The 24,817-nt window shown below is 67.9% G+C and carries 23 protein-coding genes; 12 read left to right on the forward strand and 11 right to left on the reverse strand.

Going from position 1 to position 24,817, the window contains the following annotated elements; translation table 11 throughout:
• Nucleotides 1-23: 23 nt before the first annotated feature.
• Nucleotides 24-353: a PadR family transcriptional regulator gene (locus ABDZ95_RS00895; RefSeq protein ID WP_343788945.1), complete on the reverse strand. Its 330-nt coding sequence runs from the start codon at nucleotides 351-353 to the stop codon at nucleotides 24-26.
• Nucleotides 354-692: 339 nt separating this feature from the next.
• Nucleotides 693-2,363, reverse strand: coding sequence for a hypothetical protein (locus tag ABDZ95_RS00900; RefSeq protein ID WP_343788948.1), 1,671 nt, complete (start codon nucleotides 2,361-2,363; stop codon nucleotides 693-695).
• A gap of 221 nt (nucleotides 2,364-2,584) precedes the next feature.
• On the opposite strand from ABDZ95_RS00900, the gene ABDZ95_RS00905 reads away from it, so the two are divergent.
• The 3 genes from ABDZ95_RS00905 to upp are packed head-to-tail and all read left to right on the forward strand — an operon-like array spanning nucleotide 2,585 to nucleotide 5,707.
• Nucleotides 2,585-3,838 carry a GTP cyclohydrolase II gene (locus ABDZ95_RS00905; protein ID WP_343788951.1) on the forward strand — a complete coding sequence of 418 codons (1,254 nt, stop codon included), beginning with the start codon at nucleotides 2,585-2,587 and terminating at the stop codon, nucleotides 3,836-3,838.
• Nucleotides 3,825-5,063: a DUF1688 family protein gene (locus ABDZ95_RS00910; RefSeq protein WP_343788954.1), complete on the forward strand. Its 1,239-nt coding sequence runs from the start codon at nucleotides 3,825-3,827 to the stop codon at nucleotides 5,061-5,063. Before ABDZ95_RS00905 ends, ABDZ95_RS00910 begins: the two co-directional genes overlap by 14 nt.
• A 14-nt stretch (nucleotides 5,064-5,077) precedes the next feature.
• On the forward strand, nucleotides 5,078-5,707 hold the full coding sequence (gene upp, locus ABDZ95_RS00915) for a uracil phosphoribosyltransferase (RefSeq protein ID WP_343791193.1): 630 nt from the start codon (nucleotides 5,078-5,080) through the stop codon (nucleotides 5,705-5,707).
• Nucleotides 5,708-5,725: 18 nt separating this feature from the next.
• Here the strand turns inward: upp and ABDZ95_RS00920 are convergent, their stop codons facing one another.
• The 3 genes from ABDZ95_RS00920 to ABDZ95_RS00930 form a co-directional block, all read right to left on the reverse strand.
• On the reverse strand, nucleotides 5,726-9,304 hold the full coding sequence (locus ABDZ95_RS00920) for an ABC transporter permease/M1 family aminopeptidase (RefSeq protein ID WP_343788957.1): 3,579 nt from the start codon (nucleotides 9,302-9,304) through the stop codon (nucleotides 5,726-5,728).
• An 11-nt stretch (nucleotides 9,305-9,315) separates the two neighbouring features.
• On the reverse strand, nucleotides 9,316-10,194 hold the full coding sequence (locus ABDZ95_RS00925; protein WP_343788960.1) for an ABC transporter ATP-binding protein: 879 nt from the start codon (nucleotides 10,192-10,194) through the stop codon (nucleotides 9,316-9,318).
• A gap of 66 nt (nucleotides 10,195-10,260) precedes the next feature.
• A complete protein-coding gene (locus tag ABDZ95_RS00930; protein ID WP_343788963.1) occupies nucleotides 10,261-12,408 on the reverse strand; it encodes a malate synthase G in 2,148 nt (715 codons plus the stop codon).
• A 127-nt stretch (nucleotides 12,409-12,535) separates the two neighbouring features.
• Between ABDZ95_RS00930 and ABDZ95_RS00935 the strand changes: the two genes are divergently transcribed.
• A complete protein-coding gene (locus tag ABDZ95_RS00935) occupies nucleotides 12,536-13,183 on the forward strand; it encodes a DUF1345 domain-containing protein (protein ID WP_343788966.1) in 648 nt (215 codons plus the stop codon).
• On the opposite strand, the gene ABDZ95_RS00940 is transcribed toward ABDZ95_RS00935, so the two are convergent.
• Complete coding sequence (locus ABDZ95_RS00940; RefSeq protein ID WP_343788969.1) at nucleotides 13,180-13,578, reverse strand: winged helix-turn-helix transcriptional regulator; 399 nt, start codon at nucleotides 13,576-13,578, stop codon at nucleotides 13,180-13,182. The two genes, ABDZ95_RS00935 and ABDZ95_RS00940, sit on opposite strands and share 4 nt — an antisense overlap.
• A 119-nt stretch (nucleotides 13,579-13,697) precedes the next feature.
• Here ABDZ95_RS00940 and ABDZ95_RS00945 point away from each other — a divergent pair, with 119 nt between their 5' ends.
• Together ABDZ95_RS00945 and ABDZ95_RS00950 are read left to right on the forward strand one after the other, a co-directional pair.
• Nucleotides 13,698-14,450: an SDR family oxidoreductase gene (locus ABDZ95_RS00945; protein ID WP_343788972.1), complete on the forward strand. Its 753-nt coding sequence runs from the start codon at nucleotides 13,698-13,700 to the stop codon at nucleotides 14,448-14,450.
• Nucleotides 14,451-14,752: 302 nt separating this feature from the next.
• Nucleotides 14,753-16,252, forward strand: coding sequence for a DEAD/DEAH box helicase (locus ABDZ95_RS00950; RefSeq protein ID WP_425542922.1), 1,500 nt, complete (start codon nucleotides 14,753-14,755; stop codon nucleotides 16,250-16,252).
• Between the two features lie 41 nt (nucleotides 16,253-16,293).
• On the opposite strand, the gene ABDZ95_RS00955 is transcribed toward ABDZ95_RS00950, so the two are convergent.
• Together ABDZ95_RS00955 and ctrA are read right to left on the reverse strand one after the other, a co-directional pair.
• Complete coding sequence (locus tag ABDZ95_RS00955) at nucleotides 16,294-16,659, reverse strand: hypothetical protein (RefSeq protein WP_343788975.1); 366 nt, start codon at nucleotides 16,657-16,659, stop codon at nucleotides 16,294-16,296.
• 180 nt (nucleotides 16,660-16,839) lie between these two features.
• The gene (gene ctrA / locus ABDZ95_RS00960; protein ID WP_343788978.1) at nucleotides 16,840-17,547 is read right to left on the reverse strand and encodes a response regulator transcription factor CtrA; all 708 of its coding nucleotides are present in this window, start codon (nucleotides 17,545-17,547) and stop codon (nucleotides 16,840-16,842) included.
• 279 nt (nucleotides 17,548-17,826) lie between these two features.
• On the opposite strand from ctrA, the gene ABDZ95_RS00965 reads away from it, so the two are divergent.
• Nucleotides 17,827-18,183 carry a chromosomal replication initiator DnaA gene (locus ABDZ95_RS00965; RefSeq protein WP_343788981.1) on the forward strand — a complete coding sequence of 119 codons (357 nt, stop codon included), beginning with the start codon at nucleotides 17,827-17,829 and terminating at the stop codon, nucleotides 18,181-18,183.
• Nucleotides 18,180-18,896, forward strand: a complete 717-nt coding sequence (locus tag ABDZ95_RS00970; protein ID WP_343788984.1) for a DUF6456 domain-containing protein — start codon at nucleotides 18,180-18,182, stop codon at nucleotides 18,894-18,896. Before ABDZ95_RS00965 ends, ABDZ95_RS00970 begins: the two co-directional genes overlap by 4 nt.
• On the opposite strand, the gene ABDZ95_RS00975 is transcribed toward ABDZ95_RS00970, so the two are convergent.
• Nucleotides 18,881-19,312, reverse strand: a complete 432-nt coding sequence (locus tag ABDZ95_RS00975; RefSeq protein ID WP_343791197.1) for a SufE family protein — start codon at nucleotides 19,310-19,312, stop codon at nucleotides 18,881-18,883. The two genes, ABDZ95_RS00970 and ABDZ95_RS00975, sit on opposite strands and share 16 nt — an antisense overlap.
• Nucleotides 19,313-19,487: 175 nt before the next feature.
• On the opposite strand from ABDZ95_RS00975, the gene ABDZ95_RS00980 reads away from it, so the two are divergent.
• On the forward strand, nucleotides 19,488-21,182 hold the full coding sequence (locus ABDZ95_RS00980; RefSeq protein ID WP_343788987.1) for a sensor histidine kinase: 1,695 nt from the start codon (nucleotides 19,488-19,490) through the stop codon (nucleotides 21,180-21,182).
• Here the strand turns inward: ABDZ95_RS00980 and ABDZ95_RS00985 are convergent.
• Nucleotides 21,179-22,039 (reverse strand): hypothetical protein, encoded by an 861-nt coding sequence (locus ABDZ95_RS00985; protein WP_343788990.1) that lies wholly within the window; start codon nucleotides 22,037-22,039, stop codon nucleotides 21,179-21,181. The two genes, ABDZ95_RS00980 and ABDZ95_RS00985, sit on opposite strands and share 4 nt — an antisense overlap.
• 56 nt (nucleotides 22,040-22,095) lie before the next feature.
• Here ABDZ95_RS00985 and ABDZ95_RS00990 point away from each other — a divergent pair, with 56 nt between their 5' ends.
• The 3 genes from ABDZ95_RS00990 (at nucleotide 22,096) to ABDZ95_RS01000 (ending at nucleotide 24,602) form a co-directional block, all read left to right on the forward strand.
• Nucleotides 22,096-22,434, forward strand: coding sequence for a DUF1491 family protein (locus tag ABDZ95_RS00990; protein WP_343788993.1), 339 nt, complete (start codon nucleotides 22,096-22,098; stop codon nucleotides 22,432-22,434).
• Nucleotides 22,435-22,564: 130 nt separating this feature from the next.
• Nucleotides 22,565-22,945 (forward strand): hypothetical protein, encoded by a 381-nt coding sequence (locus tag ABDZ95_RS00995; protein ID WP_343788996.1) that lies wholly within the window; start codon nucleotides 22,565-22,567, stop codon nucleotides 22,943-22,945.
• 67 nt (nucleotides 22,946-23,012) lie between these two features.
• Nucleotides 23,013-24,602, forward strand: a complete 1,590-nt coding sequence (locus tag ABDZ95_RS01000) for a hypothetical protein (protein ID WP_343788999.1) — start codon at nucleotides 23,013-23,015, stop codon at nucleotides 24,600-24,602.
• Here the strand turns inward: ABDZ95_RS01000 and ABDZ95_RS01005 are convergent.
• Nucleotides 24,599-24,733, reverse strand: coding sequence for a hypothetical protein (locus tag ABDZ95_RS01005; RefSeq protein WP_343789002.1), 135 nt, complete (start codon nucleotides 24,731-24,733; stop codon nucleotides 24,599-24,601). The two genes, ABDZ95_RS01000 and ABDZ95_RS01005, sit on opposite strands and share 4 nt — an antisense overlap.
• Nucleotides 24,734-24,817: the final 84 nt, after the last annotated feature.

A 24,817-nucleotide genomic window follows, 5' to 3' on the forward strand; every position in this document is an offset into this window, starting at 1 on the left:
GACTTCCCCTTGTCCCCGGATGTTCAAAGAATCTTGTCCAGCGAGGCGTTGATGCCCCGCCATTCATCGGTCAGGGCGGTCAGCATCGAGGCTCCACCCGCAGACAGGCGGTAGAAGCGCTTCTTCCGCTTCTCCTCCTCGCGCCATTCGCTTTCCAGCAGGCCTTGGCTCTCAAGCCGGCGCAGCAGCGGGTAGAGGGTGGATTCCTCCATCTCCAGCCCGTCCGCCGCCAAGGCCTGACGCAGGGTGTAGCCGTAGCGTTCAGTCCTGAGACAGGCGAGCACCGCCAGCACGAGCGAGCCGCGCCGCAGCTCCAGCCGCATGGATTCGAAGAGTTCCGCGTCGAGGCTCATGGCGCCTCCCTGTCCGCCACATAGTGTGTGACACACAGTGTATGGCGCATACTATGTGATGCCGTCAAGTCGGTCATCTGAGACGCGCTACGGTTCGCCCCCCATAAACACCATCGTTCGTCATCCTCGGGCTTGTCCCGAGGACCCATTTGACCGTCGCAAGAGCGATTGGGGCTCTTCAGATCGACCCGACGCGTCTCCTGATCATGGAGCAGAGGGCGCTGAACGATGGGTCCTCGGGACAAGCCCGAGGATGACGGACTGTAAGATAGCCGCACATACAGCCGATCATGTCGTCGTCGATCAGCCGGGCAAACAGGTCCGGACCCCTGCGTGGGGTCAGATCAGATCCGGGAACGGCAGCGGCCGACCGGCGGCCTGTGCGGCCGCGTTAGCGTTGGCCTGGGCGTTGCGAAGCGCGCCCGCGGCGGTGGCGATCTGAACCGGATCAGGCGTGTCGGCCGAGACCCACCGCGCATGCTCCGCGCGCCGGGTCTCCACCTCGGCCATGGCGGACACGTAAGTGGTGTCGGCCGCACTCCATGCCGGCCTCGGCGGTGTGACGCGCGCGGCCTCAGCCTGGATGCGGCTGGTCTCCGCTGTCATCTGCGCCACCCGCGCTTCTTCGATCGCCTTGCTGTTGCCGAGCGCATCCGTGATGCCGCGCACCACGCCGGTGACCGCCCGTCCGGGCAGGGCGAAGGCCGCCGCTCCGACGCTGGGTCGTTCGACATCGACGCTCGAAACCATGCCCGAGCGGAAATCCAGATCGGTCGTGTTGCGCACCAGATCCGCTCGTTCGACCGGGACCACCGTCAGGTGGCGGGCGCTGACGCCCGTAAAACCGAACCGTCGCGGACGATGGCCATCATTGGTGTCGATCACCAGCTCGCACGGTGTCGGCGTGGCGACGACGACGCCGGGGGCGGGCGTCGGCAGGTCCGAGCTCACCGGCTGCATGCAGTTGGCGGAGATCGTCAGGCCGTCATAATGCACGCCGCCTCTTTGCAACTCCGTGAGCGGGAAGCGTTCTGGCAGAAGCGGAGCTTTCGGCCGCTTGTTCGGGAAGGCCCGCGACGGATAACCAACGCGCTGAAGCAGGTGTCGGAGCGACGGCAGGTCCACGCAGTCCAGACGCTCATCCATACGGTCCATCTGGGCCTCCGGCGGCAGGGCGGCGATCCGGCATCGCTCTGCGGCGGTCGGCGGAGGGGGAGGAGGCGGCGGCGGAGCCACTGCCGCCAGCCCGGGAAACAGTTGGCTGAGCCAGTTGGACGATCCGCCACCTGGCGCCGCGACCGCGGCGGTGTATCCGAGAGAAACGTCAGGCACGACGCCAGCCACGCTGCTTCCGCTGACCGAGAAGCGGCCGATCAGCGTCGCCGTCTCAACGACCGCCGCGCCCGCCTGATCGTCGGCCGAGGCCGTGATGGACGTCAGCAGCCCATCGGGGCTGGTCTCGATGGTGAGGGTGTCATTGGACATCATCCCGCCGTCCAGCCGCAGGCCGAACAGCAGTTGAGGCGACGGGCGGACGTATGAAAGCGCCTCCAGTCTCGGCTGTTCGACAGGGCATCGCTCGTCGACGCGCTCCTCCGCCCGAAGCGCGACCGCCTCGGCGGCTCGGGCGGCGTTGGCGAGCCCGGACAGGGTGCGCAGTCGCGCCAACGTCGTCCGCTTCTGCAGCTCCGTCAGGCTTGGGGGCGACGCTTCGGCCAGACGGGACAGAATGTCGGCCGCGTCGGTTCGGGCCCGATCATACGGCGTCCACGCCTCGTCGTAGCTGGCGCGGGCGGCGTCGTAGGTGGCCAATGCGTCGGCGCAGGCCTCAGGCAAGGTCGCGGCGCCGCCGTAGGGCTGTCGGCGAATTTCAATGTCGGTGACGCCGATGGCGTAGGTGGCCAGAGCGCCATCCGCCGCCTCGCGCCGCAGGTCCACGCTGGTCAACATCGGCGTCGAACAGGCGCCGCACATCAGAACGCCCGTCAGGGCGAATGCTCGCAGTTTCATCGTCGCTCCCCCAAGCCAGATCAGATAGCAATGGTCGCCGAAGGGGAATCTCGCAACCGGAAAGTGTGCAGTTTCGTCGCAAAGGCGACAATGCCATCCGGCTGTACGTCACAGAGCCGTTCAGAGGCGCGCGTTTCATCGCACTGGACAACCTCCCGTTCCGGGTGTGTCCTGACGAGTCCGGTGCAAGAAAAACAACGAGCCGGGACGAGTGAGGAAACATGTCAAACCGACCGAGCCATATCCGGCTCAACTCCCACCCCGGCGCGGGGACGGCCTCGCGCTATCCGATCCACTGGGGCGCAGCGACGGCCCGCGAGCGGGGGCCGGTGATCGGCACCGTCAACGCGGGCGCCGACCGAAACGCCATCGGCGCCCACGGCGGCGCCTATTCCGTCTATCGCGCGCTGGCAGTGTCGTCCGGCGCGATGAGCGCGACCAACCGGCCGGACCTGACCAACACCGCCCCGACCGCAGAGATGGGTCCGTTCCCGCAGTGGACCGACCCCGGCAAGATCGTCTCGCTGGACCCCTGGGGCGCGCGCGTGGCCGAGGACTTCGCCGACGAACTGCGCGACGGCGTCGATATCCGCCCGACGATCGCGGTGACCAAGGCCCGCCTGCAACTGGGCGAAATCAACGAGGCGATCGCCGCCGGGCGCATCAAGGTGGACGGCCAGATCGTGCACGACACCGGCGACGTCGCCGTGACCAAGGCGGCGATCGATCCGGTCTGGTATCTGCCGGGCATCGCCGAGCGCTTCGGCGTCAGCGAGACCGCCCTGCGCCGGACGCTGTTCGAGCAGACCGGCGGCATGTACGCCGACCTGGTCACCCGACCGGACATCAAGGTGTTCCTGCCGCCCATCGGGGGCATCACCCTGTACATCTTCGGCGACCCCGCAGCGATCGCCGACCCGGCGCGGCGGCTGACCTGCCGGGTGCATGACGAGTGCAACGGCTCGGACGTTTTCGGCTCGGACATCTGCACCTGCCGCCCCTATCTGACGCACGGGATCGAGGAGTGCGTGCAGGAGGCGCAGAGCGGCGGGGCCGGCCTCATCGTCTATAACCGCAAGGAGGGCCGGGCTCTGGGCGAGGTGACGAAATTTCTCGTCTACAACGCCCGCAAGCGCCAGCCGGGCGGCGACCAGGCCGCCACCTATTTCGAGCGCACCGAATGCGTGGCCGGGGTACAGGACGCACGGTTCCAGCAGCTGATGCCGGACATCCTGCACTGGCTGGGCATCACAAAGATCGACCGCTTCGTCTCCATGTCGAACATGAAGCACGACGCCATCACCGGCGGCGGCATCGAGATCGGGGAGCGGGTGCCGATCCCCGACTATCTGATCCCGCCGGACGCCTCGGTGGAGATGGAGGCCAAGAAGGCCGCCGGCTACTTCACGCCCGAGGGCGCCAAGTCGGCCGACGAACTGACCCGCGTGGTGGGCCGCGATCTTGAGCAGTTCTGAGACGGAGCAGGCCAAGGGCCTGCTGAACCCCGCCGCCGTCCGCGAACGGGCGCACGAGATGCTGGCCATCGGGCTGGCGGACGGACTTGAGCACTGGAAGGTCGATCTGGATCGCCTGCCCGAGACGGCGCGGTATGTGGCTGCGGTGATCCGCGACCAGTATCCGACGCTGGCAGTGCCCTTCCACGCGCGGTGGCGGCACTTGGCCGTCGACGGGATGGATCTGTGGGGGCCGACCGCGGACCGGATCGACTGGCCGGACGCAGCGACGCGGGCACGGACCGAGTTCGATCTGGCCATCGTGTCGGTGCTGCTGGACGCGGGCTCCGGCCCCGGCTGGGCCTATGCCGACGCCGGGACCGGCCGGACGCTGACGCGGTCCGAGGGTCTGGCAATCGCCTCGCTGCGCATGTTCGAGGCCGGCGCCTTCTCCGCGACGGACGGTGATCCGCTGCGGGTCGACGCCGGGGCGCTGGCCCGCCTGTCGGCGGACGATCTGGCGGCCGGCTTCCAGGTTTCAGCGGACAATCCGCTGGTCGGGCTGGAGGGACGCGCGGCCCTGTTGAGACGCCTCGGCGACCAATGCCTGAAGCGGGCCGATCTGTTCGCGAGCAAGGACACGGCGCGGCCCGGCGGTCTGGCGGATGTTCTGATCGCGCGGGCAGAGGGCGGCCGCCTCCCCGCCCCCGCCATCCTCGAACTACTGCTCGAGGCGCTGGGGCCGGTCTGGCAGGATCGGTTGTCGCTGGGCGGCATCGATCTGGGCGATTGCTGGCGACACCCGGCGATGAAGCGGGGCGACGCCACCGACGGCCTCGTGCCGATCCATAAACTGTCCCAGTGGCTGAGCTATTCGCTGGTCGAGCCGCTGCAGCGCGCGGGGCTTCAGGTCATCGACCTGGACGGGCTGACGGGGCTGGCGGAATACCGCAACGGCGGCCTGTTCACTGACCTCGGCGTTCTGACGTTGAAGGACCCGGCCGATGCGCAGAAGCCTTGGCCCGTGTCCGATCCGCTGGTGGTCGGCTGGCGCGCCATGACGGTGGCCCTGCTGGACCGGATCGCGCCGATAGTGCGGGCCGAGCTGGGCGTGACGGCCGAGGCCATGCCTCTGGCCAGCGTGCTGGAGGGCGGCACATGGGCCGCCGGGCGTCGCGCCGCCGCCGAGCGCCGACCGGGCGGTGGACCGCCCCTGACCATCGTTTCAGACGGGACCGTATTCTGATGGCCGCTTTCAGGATGGACGGCGTGACCGTCGTGGATCACCCGCTGGTCGCCCACAAGCTGTCGATCATGCGGGCGAAGGAGACCTCGACCGCGCGGTTCCGGCAGCTGCTGCGCGAGATTTCGACCCTGCTCTGTTACGAGGTGACCCGCGACCTGCCGCTGGAGCCCTACCCGGTCGAGACGCCGGTCGGTCCGACCACCGGCCAGAAGATCGAGGGCAAGAAACTGGTCTTCGTGCCGATCCTGCGGGCCGGGCTGGGGCTGGTCGAGGGCATGCTGGACCTCGTCCCCTCCGCCCGCGTCGGCCACGTCGGCCTGTACCGCGAGCCCGAGACCCTGGATGCGGTCGAGTACTACTTCCGCGCCCCGGAGGACGTCGCCGACCGCCTGTGCGTGGTCATCGACCCCATGCTGGCCACGGCCAATACGGCGGTGGCCGCGATCGAGCGGTTGAAGGAGCGCGGCGTGACCAACCTGCGCTTCGTCTGCCTTGTCGCCTCGCCCGAGGGACTGGAGCGCCTGCGCGGCTGGCACCCGGACGTTCCGGTCTGGGCCGCCGCCGTGGACGAGCGCCTGAACGACCACGGCTACATCGTCCCGGGCCTCGGCGATGCCGGCGACCGGCTGTTCGGGACGCGGTAGGCGGGTCGGGGCGGCGACCTAGTTCACCGCCCTGACGTTGTCGCTCGAGTTGCGGTCGATCCACTTGTTGTAGGGATCGACGCCCGCGAAGGCCGGCTTGTCGGCCGTCACGAAGCGGAGCGTCTGCGTGCCGCTGCGGATGGCCCGGCGCTCGAAGAGGACGACGTCGTCCCGGTCGAAGGCGCCGACGCCCGGCTCGGACGAGAACAGGCCCAAGTCGATGGTCTCGGCCAGCGGAGCCTCGGTCTCCTCGCCCTTGCCGTCGGCGTACAGCTTCTTCGCTTCAATGGTGACGGTGACATCCCAGCGACCGTCGGCGCGGCGGGTCGCCGTCGTGCCCGTGGTGCGCAGGTCGTAGATCGTCACCCTCGCGAACAGGTCGTCGATCAGACCCTGCTTGTCCGCCGGAGCCTCGGCCTTCAGCGCCGCGACCAGATCGGTCGAGCGCGGATAGGGCGCGCCGCGGAAGGCGTACTGCTGCAGCACCCGACGCAGGGCGCGGTTGACCACGTCCTCGCCCAGCTGGTCGCGCAGCAGGTACATCACCAGTCCGCCCTTCTGGTAGTAGATGTACGGCTGGCTCTCGACCCGCATCAGGGGCATTTCCTCGAGCCGTTCCGTGCCGCGCGAACGCAGGTAGGTGTCGAGCTCGCGCTTGAGGAACTGCCGGATCTTGTCCGGCCCGTACGTCTTCTCCATCACCATCAGCGCCGAGTACTGGGCCAGCGTTTCGGACAGCACGGCCGCGCCCTGCACATCGGCGCCGACGACCTGGTGCGCCCACCACTGGTGAGCGAACTCGTGGGCGGCGACGTAGGTGACGAAGTCGATCTTGTCCGGCTTGGACAGGTCGGTGATGAAGCCCAGCCCTTCGGACCAGGCGAAGGTGTTGGGATAGGACTGGGCGAACGAAGCGTAGTCAGGGAACTCGGTGATCCGCGCCTGATCGAACTGGTAGCGGCTGAAGTTGGTCTGGAAATAATCCAGCGACGCGGCCAGGGCGTCGAGCATGCGCGGCACGTTGCGGTCGTGACGGGCGTCGTGGAAGACCACCATCTCGACGCCGTCGTGCATGCGGCGGCTTTCGACGTAGCGGGCAGACTGCACCGAGAAGAAGTTCAGCACCGGCGTACGGGTGACGAAGCGCACCGTGCGGCGACCATCGCGGGTCTGGTCCGACACCTTGGTTCCCGGCGCGACCGGCGTCTGGTCGGCCTCGGTCGTGACGGTGATGTCGGCCGTGACCCAGTCGGCGCCGATGTAGTTGCGGCCCAGCCCCTTGGGATCGTCCAGATCCAGCGGACGCAGCTCGGCCGGCAGGCCCCGCTTGCGACGCTGGGTGCGGTCGCCGAGCAGCCCCATGCGGCTCATGCCGATCATCGGCGCGAACTCCATGTTGTTCACGAAGGTGCCGTTGTCGACGAGACGCGTGGTGTTGCCGCTGTCCTTGAAGCCGCGCTGGGTCATGACGCTTTCGAACGTCACGGCGCGGCGCTCGCCCGGCTGCATCGGCGTGGCGAAGCGGTAGATGCGGTAGTCGAACTCGGGCCACTCGCGAGCCAGGGTCGCGCCCTGGACCTGCAGGCTGCGGATCTCAAGATCGTCGGTCCAGCGCAGGTGCACCTCGTTCAACGGCTCCGCCGTGCGGTTCTCCAACGTGATGGTCCCGCGGGTGGTCAGCATCGGCGTGTGCGGCTGCAGGTCCATGACCAGTTGCAGGTGCGCCGCCGACGGCTGGGGCGTGGCTTCGTAGCGCAGCAGGGCGCGCTCGTAGGCGGCCTGCTCGTCGCGCTGTGCGTTCGAGGTCTGATACTCATTCCAGACGTTGGTGTTCGTATAAATGTACCCACCCAGACCGGCGAAGGCCGCGATAGCCCCTGCCCCGATCAGGCCCGCCGGCCCCTTCATCCGCGACGGGAAGCGCGCGAGGCGCGGCTTCAGCCGGGTCTCGGTCCCACGCCGCCACAGGCCGTAGACGACGACCAGCAGGATGACCGCGAAGGCCGACCAGTAGGCGTTGGTCCACATGGCGAAGGTGGCGAAGTCGCCCAGACCGTTCATGTCCGACAACGGCATGCCGACGCCGCCGCTGTACATGTAGAGCACATGGTTGAAGCCCATGACGCCCAGGGCGATCCGGCCGATCATGTAGACGACCATGACGGCCCAGCCGACAAACTTGTTGGGGCTGAGCGCCTGGACGAAGATCGCGAGGATGGCCAGCATCGTCATGTCGATCGCGCCGGGCAGGACGTACCAGTAGAGGTACTTGCCGATCTCGAACTCGTAGTAGCCGTGAATGGCCTGGACGATGATGCCCGCGACCACCGACGCGAGGATGGTCGAGACCAGCACCAGCGACAGGGCGAAGACCTTGGGCAGCATCAGCACCCAGTCCGGCGTCGAGGTGGCGTCGATGATCTCGTGGATCTTCCGCTCGCGGTCGCGCCAGACCATCTCGCCCGAGTAGTATATGGCGATGATCATCAGGATCAGGCCGAAGGCCCCGGTCAGGGCGGTGATGACCACGCGAGTGACCAGCACCACGGGCGCGCCGTACAGCTGATCGGTCAGCATAAGCACCATGACGGCGAACATCACGGCCAGCACGACCAGAATGCCGTAGGCGAAGCTGCGGAAGACCAGCCCCATTTCAAAGCCGGTCAGGGCGACGAGGCGGGCCCAGACGGCCTTGAAGCCATAGGTCGGCGCGGGCAGCGAGCCGGCGACGAAGGCCTTGGCCGGATTGGCGGCGGCCTCGGCGCGCTGGCGGTCCAGACGGGTCGCCTTGAAGCCGCGGGCCGAGCGGCGGAACAGCACGAGGGCGAGACCGAGGATGGCCGCGCCGATGCCGATCCAGAACAACCGGGTCCAGAGGAAGACGCCCTCCAGCGGAACGTTCAGCGTGTTGCGCTCGGCCGGGGTCCAGTAGCGCGTCACCTCGGTGTAGGCGGCGGCGCCGAACGGATCGACCCAGGCGTAGAGCGTCTCGAACTCGGGCTTGGAACCGAGGATGGACGTCGCGGCGGTGTAGAGAATGAAGACCGCGATCACGCCGACATAGGTCGCCATCATCGAGCGGAAGACAGTGGCCAGGGTGAAGAAGATCGCCGAGATCACGAACAGGCCCGGCACCCCGATCACGAACACGGCGAACAGATAGTCCTGGATGCGGACCGGCCCGAGAGTCTCAGGATCGACGCCCGGCATCATCGTGCCGGCGAGATGGCCCAGCTGGGCGATGACCGCCGTCAGCACCAGCGCGAGGAAGGCGCCGGTGAAGCGGCCGTACAGATAGCCCGCGCGACTGATCGGCGTGCTCATCATGATGGGGCCGAAGCCGGTGGAGTAGTCGCGCGTGACGACGTTGGCGACCACCGCGGCGGAGGCCAGCATGAAGATCAGGCTGAGGATGAACTGCAGCCCGGCCAGCGCGTACGGAGAGTTCACATGGACGTTGCCGCCGGAGTTGATGGCGAGTGTGTCGCTGAAGGCGGCGACAGAGAAGCTGATCAGGACGAACAGGATGCTGATGACCCAGAACGCCGGCTGGCGGATCTGGTACTTCAGCTCGAAGGCGGCGATGTGGGCGAACATTCCTGCGCCCCTCAGCCGGCCTTGCGGGCGGCCGACACCGCGGCGAGGTAGACGTCTTCCAGATTGGTGCGGCTGGTCTCGAAACCGGCGCCTGGCGAGGCGTCGGCGAGGATGGTGACGACCACCTTGTCCTCGACCGAGCGGGTGGCGATGACCCGGTGCGCGGCCTGCAGGTCGGCGACCTGATCGCGAGCGACGGCGCCACGCCAGATGCGACCGTCCATCTGGCGGATCAGGTCATTGGGCGCGCCTTCCAGCTGCACCTGACCGCCGGCCAGCATGGCCATGCGCGGGCACAGGTCGGTGACGTCCTCGACGATGTGGGTCGACAGGATGACGACGACGCTCTCGCCCACCTCGGCCAGCAGGTTGAGGAAGCGGTTTCGCTCCTGCGGGTCGAGGCCGGCTGTCGGCTCGTCGACGATGATCAGTTGCGGGTTGCCGATCAGGGCCTGGGCGATGCCGAAGCGCTGACGCATGCCGCCCGAGAAGCCGGCCAGGGCCTTGCCGCGCACCGGCCACAGGTTGACCTGGTTCAGCAGCGCCTCGACCGTCTCCTTGCGCTCTTTCCCGTTGGCGATGCCCTTGAGCACCGCCATGTGGTTGAGCATGTCGTAGGCCGAGACACGCGGGTAGACGCCGAAGTCCTGCGGCAGATAGCCCAGCACGCGGCGCAGCTGGTCCGGCGTCTTGATGACATCGATGTCGCCGAAGCGGATCGAACCCGAGGTCGGAGTCTGTAGCGTCGCGATCGAGCGCATCAGCGTCGACTTGCCCGCGCCGTTGGGGCCCAGCAGGCCGAACATCCCCTTGGGGATATTCAACGTGACGTCGTCAAGCGCCCGGGTCCCGTTGCCATAAACATGGGTCAGGTTCTCGATCGTCAGCATAAGCGCCCCCTACGGTAATCCGGTTACCGTGTGAGCCGCGATCATGACGGGCAAGTTAAACTTGGGTCACAAAGCTGACTTGGCTCTCAACCGGAAGGCGTGGAGCAGCGGTTCGGTATAGCCGTTAGGCTGGTCCACGCCCTCGAACACGAGGGCGCGGGCCGCCTGGAAGGCGAGGCTGTTGTCGGGGTCCGTCGCCATGGGGCGGTAGGCCGGATCGCCGGCGTTCTGGCCATCCACCTTCGCCGCCATGCGCAACAGCGCCGCCTCGACCTCCTCGCGGGTGCAGACGCCGTGCAGCAGCCAGTTGGCCATGTGCTGGGACGAGATGCGCAGGGTCGCCCGATCCTCCATCAGGCCGATGTCATGGATATCCGGCACCTTGGAGCAACCGACGCCCTGATCGATCCAGCGCACGACGTAGCCGAGCAGGCCCTGCGCGTTGTTGTCCAGCTCCTCGCGAACCTCCGCCTCGCTCCAGTTCCACCCCTCGGCCAGCGGCATGGTCAGCAGGGCTTCAAGATCCGGGATCGGACGCGCCGCGATCTCGGCGCGCAGGGCGAAGACGTCGGTCTGGTGATAGTGGAGCGCATGGAGGACGGCGGCTGTCGGCGACGGCACCCACGCCGTGTTGGCGCCCGTCTTCGGATGTCCGGCCTTCTGCTCCAGCATGTCGGCCATGCGATCCGGCGCGGCCCACATGCCCTTGCCGATCTGGCCCTTGCCGGACAGGCCGTGCTTCAGGCCCAGCGCGACGTTGCGCGCCTCATAGGCGGCGATCCAGGGCTGGCTCTTCATATCCGCCTTGCGGATCACCGGGCCCGCGCGCATCGCCGTGTGGATCTCGTCGCCGGTGCGGTCGAGGAAGCCGGTGTTGATGAAGACCAGCCGGTGCGCGACCTCGTACATGCAGGCCGCGAGGTTGGCCGAGGTGCGACGCTCCTCGTCCATCAGCCCGACCTTCAGGGTCCAGCGATCGAGGAACAGCATGTCCTCGACCCTCTCGAACAGATCATTGGTCAGGCCCGCCTCGTCGGGGCCGTGCATCTTGGGTTTGACGATGTAGATCGAGCCGCGATCCTCTTTCGGACGGCTGTTGCGGAAGCGTCCCTTGCCCAGCACGTCGATGGCGCCGATTGCTGCGGTGACCAAGGCGTCCAGCACGCCCTCTGGCGCCTCCGATCCGTCTGGCAGGAGGACCGCCGGCGTCGTCATCAGATGCCCGACGTTGCGCACGAACAGGAGGGAGCGGCCCGGCAGAGTCAGGGTCGACCCGTCCGACGCCGTGTACGCGCGGTCCGGCGCCAGGGTCCGCGTCAGGGTCTCGCCGCCCTTGACGAAGGTCTCACTGAGATCGCCGCGCATCAGGCCCAGCCAGTTGCGATAGCCGGCCACCTTGTCGGCGGCATCGACGGCCGCGACCGAGTCCTCCAGATCGACGATGGTCGACAGGGCGGCTTCCAGCACGACGTCGGACAGGCCGGCCGGATGGGCGGACCCGATGGGGCTGGAACGGTCGATGACCAGCTCGATATGCAGGCCGTTGTGCTTCAGCAGGACCGCCTCTGGCGCCTCTGCCGCGCCGCGCCAGCCGGCAAGCTGACCGGGGTCGGCGAGCGCCGGCGAAAGGCGGCCATCCTCGATCGCATAGGTCTTCGCGTCGGCATGGCTGCCGGACGCCAGCGGCACGGCCTCGTCGAGGACCGCGGCGGCGCGGGCAACGACGCGGGCGCCGCGCGCGGCATCATAGGGTCCCGGCGGCGGCAGGTCGCCCAGCGCGTCCGTGCCGTAGAAGGCGTCGTACAGACTGCCCCAGCGGGCGTTGGCGGCGTTCAGGACGAAGCGGGCGTTCAGCGCCGGCACCACCAGTTGCGGCCCGGCCATGGTCGCGATCTCGTCGTCGACGTCATAGGTCCATATCCGGAAGTCCGGCGGCTCGGGCTTCAGATAGCCGATGGTGCGCAGGAAGGCGGCGGTGGCCTTCGCGTCCTGCGGACGACCTTCACGCGCGATATTCCAGGCGTCGATCTCGACCTGCAGCCGATCGCGTTCGGCCAGCATGGCGCGACAGCCGTGAGCGCCGTCCTCCAGCAGCCGGGCAGCGTCCTGCCAGAACCTGTCGACATCCAGACCGATGACCGGAAGCACTTCTTCCTCGAGGAAGGCGGCCAGTTCCATGGCGACCTGCAATCCCGCGCGCGGCGTCATCGACATCAAGGCGTCTCCTCAAGGGCAGGCTGTAACATTCCGTGATGACGCCGGGTAAGTCGAGGCCGATTTCGCATTTGCGGCGCCGACCATCGTCGAGGGCGAAAACCTCTGTCATGGTGCCGGGATGGCGATGCGACCGACGATCATCCGACTGCACTGGCCGCTGGGGCTGCTGGCGATGATCGCCGCGTCCAGCGCCTTCTGGTCGGTGGGCGGCGACTGGACCTCGCGACTGGTGCTGGGCTGGGACGCGGGCGTCGCGGTCTTCCTGATCGGTACGTTGATGCTGGTGATCCGTCACAATACGCCGGACCGCATCCGCGCCCGCGCGGCGGCGCTGGATGAGGCCGGACCCGCCATCCTGCCGCTGGCCCTGATCGCGGCGGCGGCCAGCGTGATCGGCGTGGTCGGCGAGGCGGCGCAGGCTCACAGCGGTTCGGGCCCCGCGCCCGAAGCCATCCTCGCACTCGTCACCGTGGCCCTGTCCTGGCTGTTCGTGCATGCGATCTTCGCCCTGCATTACGCACATGCCTTCTACAGCGCGGGCGAGGACGGCGAGGACCGGGGCGGCCTGCTGTTCCCCGGCGATCAGCCGCCGGACTACTGGGACTTCCTGCACTTCGCCCTGATCATCGGCGTGGCATCGCAGACGGCGGACGTGCAGATCGCCGACAAGGGCCTGCGCCGGCTCTCGACCGTGCACAGCGTGACGGCCTTCGTGTTCAACACCGTCATTCTGGCGCTGGCGGTCAACCTGGCGGTCGGGCTGCTCGGCTAGCGGGCGTCATAGGCGGCGCGGGCGGTCTCGATGCGGTCGATGTTGGCCTCGGCCCATGTCCAGACCCCGCAGAAAGCCTGGGCAAGGGTAACGCCCAGATCGGTCAGCCGGTACTCGACCTTCGGCGGGATCACCGGATGTACCGTCCGGATCACCAGCCCGTCGCGCTCCATCGCCCGCAGGGTCTGGGTCAGCATCTTCTGGCTTATGTCGCCGACCAGTTCGCCCACGCGGGTGAACCGGGTCTCGCCATGCTCGGCCAGAACCTCGAGCACCAGCATGGTCCACTTGTCCGCGACCCGGCCGATGACCTCGTTGACCAAGGCCTCCACCCGCGGATCGGCCAGTTCTCCGGTCTCGGGATGCGCAATTCTGGCTGGCGGAACGGCCGTCATTTCCAAATCTTTCTTCCGGGTAAGTATGGAGACTTCCGGTGCCTACTTTCCAATGGAGAGTGACCGTCATACCTGACTGCCAGCGCGATTGCACGCGCATCGAACAGGAGCCCCCGAGCATGAACATCACCGGCAACACAATCCTGATCACCGGCGGCGGCACGGGCATTGGCCGGGCGCTGGCGGAGGCGCTGCACGCGCGCGGCAACCACGTCATCATCACCGGCCGTCGCGAGGGGCCGCTGAAGGAGGTCGCCGACGCCAACCCCGGCATGGCCTGGGCCACGCTGGACGTCGCCGACGCCGGCGCGATCACGGCCTTCGCCGCGCGGGTCATGAAGGACCACCCCGCCCTGAACGTCGTCATCAACAACGCCGGCATCATGCAGGCTGAGGACCTGACGGCCGAGCCCTTCTCGCTGGACACGGCCGAGACGACCATCACGACCAACCTGCTGGGGCCGATCCGCCTGACCATGGCCCTGCTGCCGCATCTGCGGGCGCAGGCGGCCTCGACCCTGATCACTGTCACCTCGGGTCTGGCCTTCATCCCGCTGGTCGCGACCCCGACGTACAATGCAACCAAGGCGGCGATCCATTCGTGGACGCAGTCGCTGCGGACCCAGCTGTCGGGCACGTCAGTCGAGGTGCTGGAGCTGGCCCCGCCCGCCGTCGCCACCGACCTGATGCCGGGCCATGCCGAAAACCCGAACTCCATGCCGCTGGCCGACTACACAGCCGAGGTCATCGGTCTGATCGAGAGCTGCGCCACCCCGCGCGGCGAGATCCTGGTGGAGCGGGTCAAGCCGCTGCGCTTCGCCGAGGCGAACGGCTACGAGGCCGTCTACGGCATGTTGAACGGGTCACACTGAGTCACGGATCGAGGCGGCGGAGCCCCCGCCGCCTTGACTTGGCCACCTTTGACGCCCATCTCGCGCTGCATCGCACAATCGCGATTTCCGGCGTCTCCAGCGCGTGTGGGTCTTCAAGCCTGAAGATCTGTCTGTAGAAGCCGCCGGCCCTCAAAATCATTTCGCTGCCCGGACACGCGGGGTAGCGCCCGATCCACCCCGACGGCTTCACGCAGAAGCTCTATCGGGACTGGCGGCGCGCGGCCCCTCTGGCGTTGAGCCACGGCTGTATGCGTGTCGCCGCATGCGAAAGAAAACGCTCCGTGAGCAACACAACCTTCGACTCCATGGGCCTGAATCCGGCCCTGCTGCAGGCGCTGACCTCGGAAGGCTATACGAAGCCGACCCCGATCCAGGCACAGGCCATTCCGTCGGTCATGACCGGCAAGGACCTGCTGGGCATCGCCCAGACCGGCACCGGCAAGACCGCCGCCTTCGCCCTGCCGATCCTGCACCGCCTGGCCGCCAACCGCGTCGCCCCCGTGCCGCGCACCACGCGCTGCCTGGTGCTGTCGCCGACTCGCGAACTGGCCACCCAGATCGGCGAAAGCTTCAAGGCCTATGGCAAACACCTCGGCTTCCGCGTCGCCGTGATCTTCGGCGGCGTGAAGTACGGCGGGCAGGAACGCTCGCTGAACCAGGGCCTCGACATCCTGGTCGCGGCCCCGGGCCGCCTGCTGGACCACATCCAGCAGAAGAACCTCGACCTGTCGGCCACCGAAATCTTCGTGCTGGACGAGGCCGACCAGATGCTGGACCTCGGCTTCATCAAGCCGATCCGCCAGATCGTCAGCCGCATACCGGCCAAGCGCCAGAACCTGTTCTTCTCGGCCACCATGCCGTCGGAGATCGGCAAGCTGGCCGGCGAGTTGCTGAAGGACCCGGTCAAGGTGCAGGTGACCCCGCAATCGACCACCGTCGAGCGCATCAACCAGTCGGTCGTCCACATCGAGCAGGGCCGCAAGCGCGCCCTGCTGACCGAGATGTTCAGCGATCCCGAGTACACGCGCTGCCTGGTCTTCACCAAGACCAAGCACGGCGCCGACAAGGTCGCGGCCTATCTGGAAGCCGGCGGTGTCGAGGCCGGCGCCATCCACGGCAACAAGAGCCAGCCGCAGCGTGAACGCACCCTCGCCGCCTTCAAGGCCGGCAAGCTGCGCGTGCTGGTCGCGACCGACATCGCCGCCCGCGGCATCGACGTGGACGGCGTCTCGCACGTCGTGAACTTCGAACTGCCCTTCGTGCCGGAAGCCTATGTCCACCGCATCGGCCGGACGGCCCGCGCAGGCAAGGACGGCTCGGCCGTCAGCTTCGTCGCCGGCGACGAGATGAAGCTGCTGAAGGACATCGAGAAGGTCACCCGCCAGAAGATCCCGTCGACCGACCGTCGCAACGACAAGTCGCTGGCCCTGCTGGACCAGTCGATCATGGCCTCGGGCGTGAAGTCCAAGGCCTCGATGCCCGATGACGGCCGCGGCGATCGCCAGCAGCAGCGCGGTCCTCGCAACCCGCGTCGCGACGGCATCAAGCTGGAAGGCGGCGGGCAACCGCATCGCGTCCGCAAGGGCCGGGCCGCCGATGCCCGTCCGACGCCGGAACGCGCCTTCGATCCGATGGCCCGCGATCGCGGTCGCCAGACCCACAACGACCCGCGCCACGTCAGCGCGCCGGCCGCCGAGGGCAAGCCGGTCGGTGAAATGAAGCGCCGCCCGCGTCGCCGCAAGCCGTCCAACGGCGGCAAGGGCTACGCAGCCAAGGCCTGATCAGCAGGGCGTCGTCTTTCGGGACGACGCCCTTTCTGCATTCAGGACTGGCGACACAGCCGCATCCAGGTCGAGCGCCAGGCCCGCGCGCCGCCGGGATAGGCCTTCTTCTCGGCCGCGTTCGACCGCGGCTCGATGCCGACGTCGCCGCCCTTGACGTAGAAACGCTGGAAGCCGGTATAGCGGCCCGACGCGTTACGGCCCTCGACGTCGCCGCACACCGTCGGGCGCGGCGAGCCGGCATCCTCGACCCGCACGCGGATGAAGCGGACTGACGACGGGTTGTGCAGATGAGACTTCAGCACTGCCTTGGCGCGGGCGATGGCCTGCTCTTCCGTCGGCGGGCCGGCGTTCTGGTCACAGGCGGCCACGAGGAGGCCAGCAGTGAGAATGAGGGCAAGGCGCATGACGATCTCCGATGCTGCGCCTCGTTATGAAACCGCGTGCCGAAGGCTCAACGCCGGCTCGCGACCGGTCGCCATCGAAGCGCGACCGAACGCCCGACTTGAGATCAAACCACCTGCTGCACAGACGAAAAAGCCCGCCGGAGGACCGGCGGGCGCTTCGATATTCGCGTGTCTGAAGGATCAGGCGGCGGCGGAGGCCGGCTGCGAACCTTCGGCCGGGTCGCGCAAGACGTAGCCACGGCCCCAGACGGTTTCGATGTAGTGCTTGCCGCCCGCGGCCGTCGCCAGCTTCTTGCGCAGCTTGCAGATAAAGACGTCGATGATCTTCAGCTCGGGCTCGTCCATGCCGCCGTACAGGTGGTTCAGGAACATTTCCTTGGTCAGGGTCGTACCCTTGCGGAGCGAGAGCAGCTCCAGCATCTGGTATTCCTTGCCCGTCAGATGGACGCGGTGGCCATTCACTTCCACCGTCTTGGCATCCAGGTTCACCGCGATCTCGCCGGTGTGGATGATCGCCTGGGCGTGGCCTTTCGACCGACGGACCACGGCGTGGGTGCGGGCGATCAGCTCGTCCTTGTGGAACGGCTTGGTCATGTAGTCGTCGGCGCCGCCGCCGAAGGTCTTCACCTTCGTTTCGATCTCGCTGGTGCCCGACAGGATCATGACCGGCGTGTTGACCTTGCCGACGCGCAGTTGGCGCAGCACTTCAAGACCGTTCATGTCCGGCAGGTTCAGGTCGAGGAGGATCAGGTCGTAGTCGTAGATCTTGCCGAGATCGATGCCCTCTTCGCCGAGGTCAGTCGTATAGACGTTGAAGCCTTCCGACTTGAGCATCAGTTCGATGCTCTGCGCGGTCGCGTGATCGTCTTCGATAAGCAGGACGCGCATTCATGCCCCTCCAGGCAAAGCTTGGCTTTAGACGTAACTGTCCCGTTTCCGGGTAACCTTGTTCGAACGTTAACCCCTCAAAACCTTAAGAAGGGTTAATGCGATTGGTTAATGACGAATCTAGGCTGATTTGCGAATCGCCGTCGAGAGTCCCGAGTCAAGACGACGAAAATTTCTCAAGACCGGAGATGGTACGACCGTTTTCGACGCATCATGGGATCATATTCCTATCCTCGATCGCAGGCGATCAACGACCTGCGACGCATGAGGAGACGGATGATGGACGAGAATTATCGGGCGCCGGCTCACAACCGGGATCGCATCCTGGCTGGCCTGGCCCTGCAGATCATCGCGACGGTGACAGGGATTTCAGTCGAGCGGATGACCGCGCGCGCACGGCTGCATGGGCCGGAGTGCAAGGCGCGCTGGATGGCCATGTATCTGGCGCATGTCACCTACGGCTGGCCGGTCGAGCGGGTCAGCCTTGCGTTCGGCTTCAACCGGTCGACGGCGGCCAAGGCCTGTCGCTGGGGCGAGGATGAGCGGGATCTGCCGCTGATCGACATCCTGATGGACCTGCTGGAGCGGTTCGTGAGGGACGTGCTGGATGTCCGGGCCGGCGAGCTCAAGGCATGAGCCGGCTCGATCCGGTCGACCGGGCCAGGCGGCTGCTGACGCGACACGGCGCCTGGCTGGAGGCCGTGGCGGACGGCTATGCACTCAGGCTGGGCACGCGAAGAGACGCCGCCGTCCTGCAGGTGGTGAACGAGACGGCCTTCCTTCAACTGGTCGAGCGACCCGGCCTGCGGGTCCGAACGGGCGGAGGCTGGATCGTGCAGAAGGCAGGCGCCCCGGGGGCGTCGGCGCCTCCGCCGGGACGTCCCGGCGTGATCGACGGCGTGCGGGAGGTCGTCGAAGGCGGTCGGCGCCAGAAACTCCCCGCCAATCTCGCCCTGACCTCGATCGAATGGCTGGCCCGGCACAGGAACGCGAGCGGCGAGCCGTGGCTGACGACCATCGAGATCGCGGCGGCGCGCCAGCTGTCGCAGGAGGCGGAGGCGGCGCTGACCGGGCCGTCGGTGACCATGCGCTGGGACGCCCTGCCCCGCTCCGGCGGCGGCCGACGCAGCGGCGCGTCGGAGCCCGGCGAGCGGGCGTTGAGCGCTGGACGTCGGGTCGCTCTGGCGCTTGCGGCCTGCGGCCCGGCGAAGGAGCTCGTCGATCGGATCTGCATCCGCTCATCCGCGCTGCAGGTCGCTGAACAGGCGCTGGGTCTGAAACAGCGAAGCGGCAAGCTGCTGCTGAAACAGGGGCTTCAGGCGCTGGCCCGGCACTATCGGCTTCTGTAGACCTCGGCCTCTTCACGGATACGGCCGACCATGGCGTTCAGGCCATTGGCACGCTGGCGGGTCAGGGCCGACGGCAGGCCCAGCCGGTCCAGCGCCGCGCGCGCGTCGAAGCCGAGGATCTCGTCCGGCGTCCGGTTCGAATAGAGCCGCAGCAGCAATGCGATGTTGCCCTTCGAGATGGCGCTGTCGCTATCCGCGAAGAAGCTCAGGCGGTCGCCGGCCGGGCGGATGGCCAGCCAGACCTGCGCCGCGCAGCCCGGCACCTTGTTCGCATCGATGCGGTCGGCGTCCGGCAGGGGCTGCAGCTCCTTGCCCAGCTCGATGACGTATTCGATCCGCCCCTCCCAGTCGCCCAGCAGGTCGAACTCGTCGGCCAGTTCGTCCAGAACGGCGTCGATGGAGGGCTGATCGGTCATGGGCGCCAGATAGTCCGCCCCGGCGTTAACGACAACCGGACGGTTCATCCCCCGAAATCGACATCCCCGCCGTTGCGACCAGTCGCCTGTAGAGGGTGTGGACTTTGGACGACTCAGCCGGGCGGCTAGGCTGCAGACACGTCGCATCCGGACGAACTCTCGCCTCCCTACCCGCTTGAATACCGCCCGCCAGCCCGACCAGACCGAAGGCGTCGCCCGCGCACCCGCCGGCGATCGCGTGACGCTGTCCGCATGGCACGCGGCCTGGGCGGTGGCTGCGGCGCTGCTGGCGCTGTGCGGCGCCCTGTGGGCCCGGGTCGATGGGCCGCTTTTCTATGGCGTGCTGGCCATGGTGGTGCCCGGTGTGGCCGGCCTCGGCCTGCTGCACCGCGACGGCCGCGACCAACGGATGATGCTGCTCGGCGTCTGGGGGCTGGCCGCCCTGACCTGCGCCTCCCTGTCGGGCGGCCTGACCGGACCACTGGCCGGTTTCGTCTTCCTGCCGCTCGCCGCCGGCATCGCCATGGGCGGGCCGCGTCCGGTTCAGGCCGGCGCCCTGGCCGTCGGCATCGCCGCGCTGGCCGGACTGTTCTCGGCCTGGCTGGGCGGAGCGGATACGCCCCGGCCGGGCGTCGCCGCCTTCTCGGCTGTGATGACCGCCCTTGCCGCCGCCCTTGCGGTCCGTCTGTCGTGGAGGCAGCGCGAGGTCCGGCTGGAAGCCGCCGAGGCCGAGGTGCGCCGCGTCGAGAGCCTGCTGGCCGCCCAGCCCGGCCTGACCCTGATCCTCGAGCCTTCGGGCCGGGTGCTGGCCGCCTATGGCGCGCCGCCGCCGTCGCTGTCGGTCGATCCCCTGTTCGAACAGGGTCTGATCGCCGCCGTCCACGCGCCCGACCGCCCCCGCCTGCTGGCCGCCATCGACCGCGCGCTGGCCGGACAGGAAGGCGCCGCCATGTTCGCGCCGCGCGTCTCGCTGGACCGCCGGGTGCAGCTGATCCTGCGCCGTCTGGACGATCCCTCCGGCCCGCGCCTCATCGCCCAAGCCTTCGACGCCACCGCCCAGTACGCCCGCGAGCTGGGGCTGGAGGTCGCACGCTCCGAGGCCGAGGCGCGCGAGGCCGGAAAGACCCGCTTCCTCGCCAATATGAGCCATGAACTGCGCACGCCGCTGAACGCCGTGCTGGGGTTCTCGGACATCATGCGTCAGCGCCTGTTCGGCCCGGTGCCGGATCGCTACGCCGAATACGCCGACAACATCCATCAGGCGGGCGGCCACCTGCTGGACCTGATCAACGACCTGCTGGACGTCTCCAAGATCGAGGCCGAGCGCTACACCCTGACGACGGAGCGGTTCGACGCCCGCGAAGTGGTGTCGGCGGCGCTGGCTCTGGTGCGGGTCAATGCTGAAGACAAGGGCGTGGCCCTGACCGGCATGCTGCCGCCCGATCCGGTCGAGGTTTCGGCCGACCGCCGCGCGCTGAAGCAGATCGCCCTGAACCTGCTGTCTAACGCGGTGAAGTTCACCCCGGCCGGCGGCTCGGCCTCCATCTCGGTCGAGACGGTCGGCCCCTATCTGGAGATCGTGGTGTCCGACACGGGCGTCGGCATCGCGCCGGAGGACGTCACCCGTCTGGGTCGCCCGTTCGAGCAGGCGGGCGCGCTGGAGCAGCGTCGTCAGGGCACGGGTCTGGGCCTGTCACTGGTGCGCGCCTTCGCCGAACTGCATGGCGGCCGCATGAGCATCGAGAGCACGCTGGGCGAAGGCTCGTCGGTGACGATCCGCATGCCGGTGGCCGTGGTCGCTCGCGCGCCTGCGCCGGAGGGCGGGGCAGAGATCATCCCCCTGCCCGTCGCCAACGGCGCTTCGTCCTAGAGCATTCCCATCGCCAGGAAGGCGCGGCCGGCGGCGAAGTCCCCGGCCTCGAACGGCACCGTGGCGACGCTGCCGTCACGGAAGTGGAACTCGATCGCGAAGGTCTCGCGCGGGTCCAGACGCTCCAGCGCCGCAGCGGCCGTAGCGGGGAATTTCCACGCATCGCCGGTGCGCTTGCCTTCCGACAGAAGGGTGGTCTCGGCGGTCGAAACGCCCCCCGCCCAATAGCTGGCGCGGCCCGATTCCGGGACCAGATTGCCCGTCGACAGCCACGCGCGCGGCACCTTGGTCGGATCGCGCAAAACGATCCGCGCCGAGGTCGGGCGCGGCCGCCCGTACCAGCTGACCACCGCCGTCAGCTCGGAACCCCGGTCCTTGCCGGCGATGCCGAAGGTCACGGGCGAGGCGCCGACGCTGGAGGCCTGCATCAGACGCCAGGTCGCGCTGGAATAGTCGGTGCGGTTGGCCTGCCACGGGCGCGCCTCGCCCGGGAAGGTCATGCGGGCGGTGCGAGACCAGCCTGCGAAGGCGTTGTCGACGCGATCACGAACAACGGCGAGCTGCGGATCGTTGCACGACACGGCGCCGGCGCGGGAACGCGCCCGGGCTGCGACGGCGCCGAGATCGGTTTCGGCCGCGCCCGCACGCAGCGCCGCGCCGCGCGCCTGCGCCGTCGCCGCGGCCAGCGCGCGATCGATGTGGGGCTGGAACAGGTCGCAGCGCGCATGGGCGGCGACAACGAAAGCCCGTTCGTAATAGGTGTTGGCCGGATCCGCGAACGCCGTCGCCGGCGCGATCAGCGCCGCGGCCGCGATCATCGCGGCCTGGGTCCTCAGGGCGTTCTGCCGTATGGTCATGGACCGCACCCTACGCATGATGCGTTCCGGTCCGGTTTCCGAGCAGGGTTATCGATTTGCTACTGTCGAGCGACGTCTGGGTGGCCGCCCTCATCCGCCGCGCCGAGATCGGCGGCGCCTTCGCCACGGTCGCGCGCAAGGGAGACGCGCGCGCCGGCACGGTCATTGTCAAGGTGTTCAACACCGCCGAACGCCGCGCCCGACTCTATAGTGAGGCTTTCGGACCCGACGGCGAGCGCCTCTGGATGCAGCCGGTCGAGAGCGAGTTCGAAACCGAGCTCGACGACTACCTCCAGCGCCAGATCCGCTATGACCCCGACCTCTGGATCGTCGAGATCGAGGATCGGGAAGGCCGGCATTTCATCACGGAGAAGGTGGCCGGCGGATCGTCGTGACTGACCCGTTAACGCCGTCGCCGCCGGTGCGAAATCCTTAACTGCGTTCGCACACGGAACCTCAAGCCGGGGCGCCTATGGTCACCCTCAGCGGGCCGACATGAGCCCGCGGTGGTGGTGGGTGTTCCCGATGCTCTTTCTTCTGAACGACGTGGTGTTCGATCTGGACGAGACCTGCCCGGTCACGCCCGGCGACGCGCGCCGTTTCGAGAAGCTGAGCCTGGACTATGTGCTGGAACTGGGCTGCGAGCTGTTCGCCGAGGACCCGTTGCTGCACCTCAACGACCCACAGCGTGCGCGCCGTCTGGCCTGGCTGATCCACGACCGCTCGCCGGACGTCAACGCCGCCCTGTTCGCCGCGCCCGCCGCCGGCTGCAATCCCGATCTGGTCGAGCCGCAGTTCTGCGCCTTGCCGGACATGGTGATGCGCCAGCTGAAGACCCGCGCCTCGAAGGGCAAGCTGGACGCCGTGGCCGCCGACAAGGCGGTGTGGATGCGCCTCGCCGCCTGATCTGGCGCAGAGCTTGAACGATCCCGACCGCACCCGCTAGGGTAGCGTGGTCTCGGGGGAGTCGGGTGTGACGTTTTCAGTGTTGTTAAGGGGCCTGCCGGTCATCCTCGGCGCTCTCGTCGTCAGCCTCGCCGCGCCGGCGCATGCACAGTGGCGAATGGCGGAAAGCCGGAACTTCGTCATCTATTCGCAGGGCAGCGAGGCCACCCTGCGCCAGTACGCCCGGACACTGGAGCTCTACGACTACGTCCTGCGCGCGCGAATGGGCCTGCCTCTCGACGCCCCGCCTGCGCGGAAGCTTCCCATCTACCTGGTCCCCGGAACGGCGGCGCTGCGCGAGATTCGCCCCGACATCGGGTTCGAGGTGGCGGGCTTTTATGTGCCTGCGACGGAGGGAATTTTCGCCACGGCGATCCGTGATCGCGACATGGACTCGCTGCTGCACGAGTATTTCCACCACTTCAGCTTCCAGATCGGCGCGGCGGAAATGCCCGGCTGGATGATCGAGGGCCTCGCCGAGTATTTCATGACGGCCGAGGTGCGCGACAACGTCATCCGGGTCGGCGATTTCAACCGCAACCGCGCGGACTGGCTGCTCTACGAGACCTGGATACCGCTCGACGCCCTGCTCTCGAAACGCCCGGGCGAGATTCCGCGCGGCTCCCAGCAGAACACCTACTATCCGGTCGCATGGCTGCTGACCCACTGGTTCATGAGCGATGACGCGCGGCGCAACCAGCTCGCGGCCTATGTGAACGCCGTCCACGGCGGCGCGGACCCCGTGCGGGCCATGGAGGCCGCCACCGGCCTTTCCTTGCGGGAGCTCCGCAGCCAGTTGCGCGTCTACATGAACCGCTCGCTGCGGGTGCTGGTCTATGAGGTCGATCGGCCCGAGCCGGAGATCGAGATCACCGTCCTGCCCGCCTCGGCCAACGACCTTCTTCTGTTGGCGCAACGGCTGAAGGCCGGCGTTCCGGACGACCAGCGCGCGGCGACGGCGGCGCTTGTCAGACAGAGAGCCGCCCGACACCCGGATGACGGCTTCGCGATGCTGCAACTCGGCCATGCCGAACTGCACTTCGGCGATGCGGAGGTCGGCGAGACCGTCCTGCGGCAGTTGCTGGAGCGCGACCCCGCCAACGTCGAGGCCCTGCAACTGATGGCCAGTCGCCAGATGCAGCTGGCCCGTGAGACGACCGACGATGCGCGGCCCTATCTGTTGAACGCCCAGAACTACCTGCGTCGGGCCTACGCCGCAGACCCGCAGCAATACTACACCCTGTACCTGCTGGCCCAGGTCCGGGAGTCCGCGCCGGACTACCCGACCGAGAACGATCTGTTGACCTGGTCGCTGGCATTCGAACGGGCCCCGCAGTTGCCCGGAACCCGCTTGGGCTACGCGTCGGCGATGATGCGAAATGGCGAGTTCGAACCGGCGATCCGGTTGCTCAGGCCCTTGGCGAACGCCCCGCATGGCGGCTCGGCGGGCGAGGCCGCCCGGGAGTTGCTGTCACGCGCCGAAGCCGGCGAACCGCCGCTGACGCGCGAGGAGATCGAAGCCGCCGGAGACACCTCCGTCGAACCCGCCCCGGAAGAAGCCCCGGAGCCGCCGGCCGGCGGCGGTGAAGACGACGCTTCGGAAGGCGCTGAAGCCTAGATCACCGCGTTGAAGACGATGTGGACGATCGTTGCCCCCAAGGCGATCACGCCAAATCCCGTCAGAAGGCAGATCGCCGGGTGCGGGCCGTCGCGGGTCGGAGGGGGTTCGTGAAGCGGTTGCGTGGTCATCGGGCCATTCCTTCGTTTCCAAAGGCGGCGCTCCGATTGCGTGACCGGAACGTCTCGCCTCACTGAACAATGAACTCCGATATC

This window comes from Brevundimonas kwangchunensis, assembly GCF_039523815.1.
In the GTDB taxonomy this organism is placed as follows: Bacteria; Pseudomonadota; Alphaproteobacteria; order Caulobacterales; family Caulobacteraceae; genus Brevundimonas; species Brevundimonas kwangchunensis.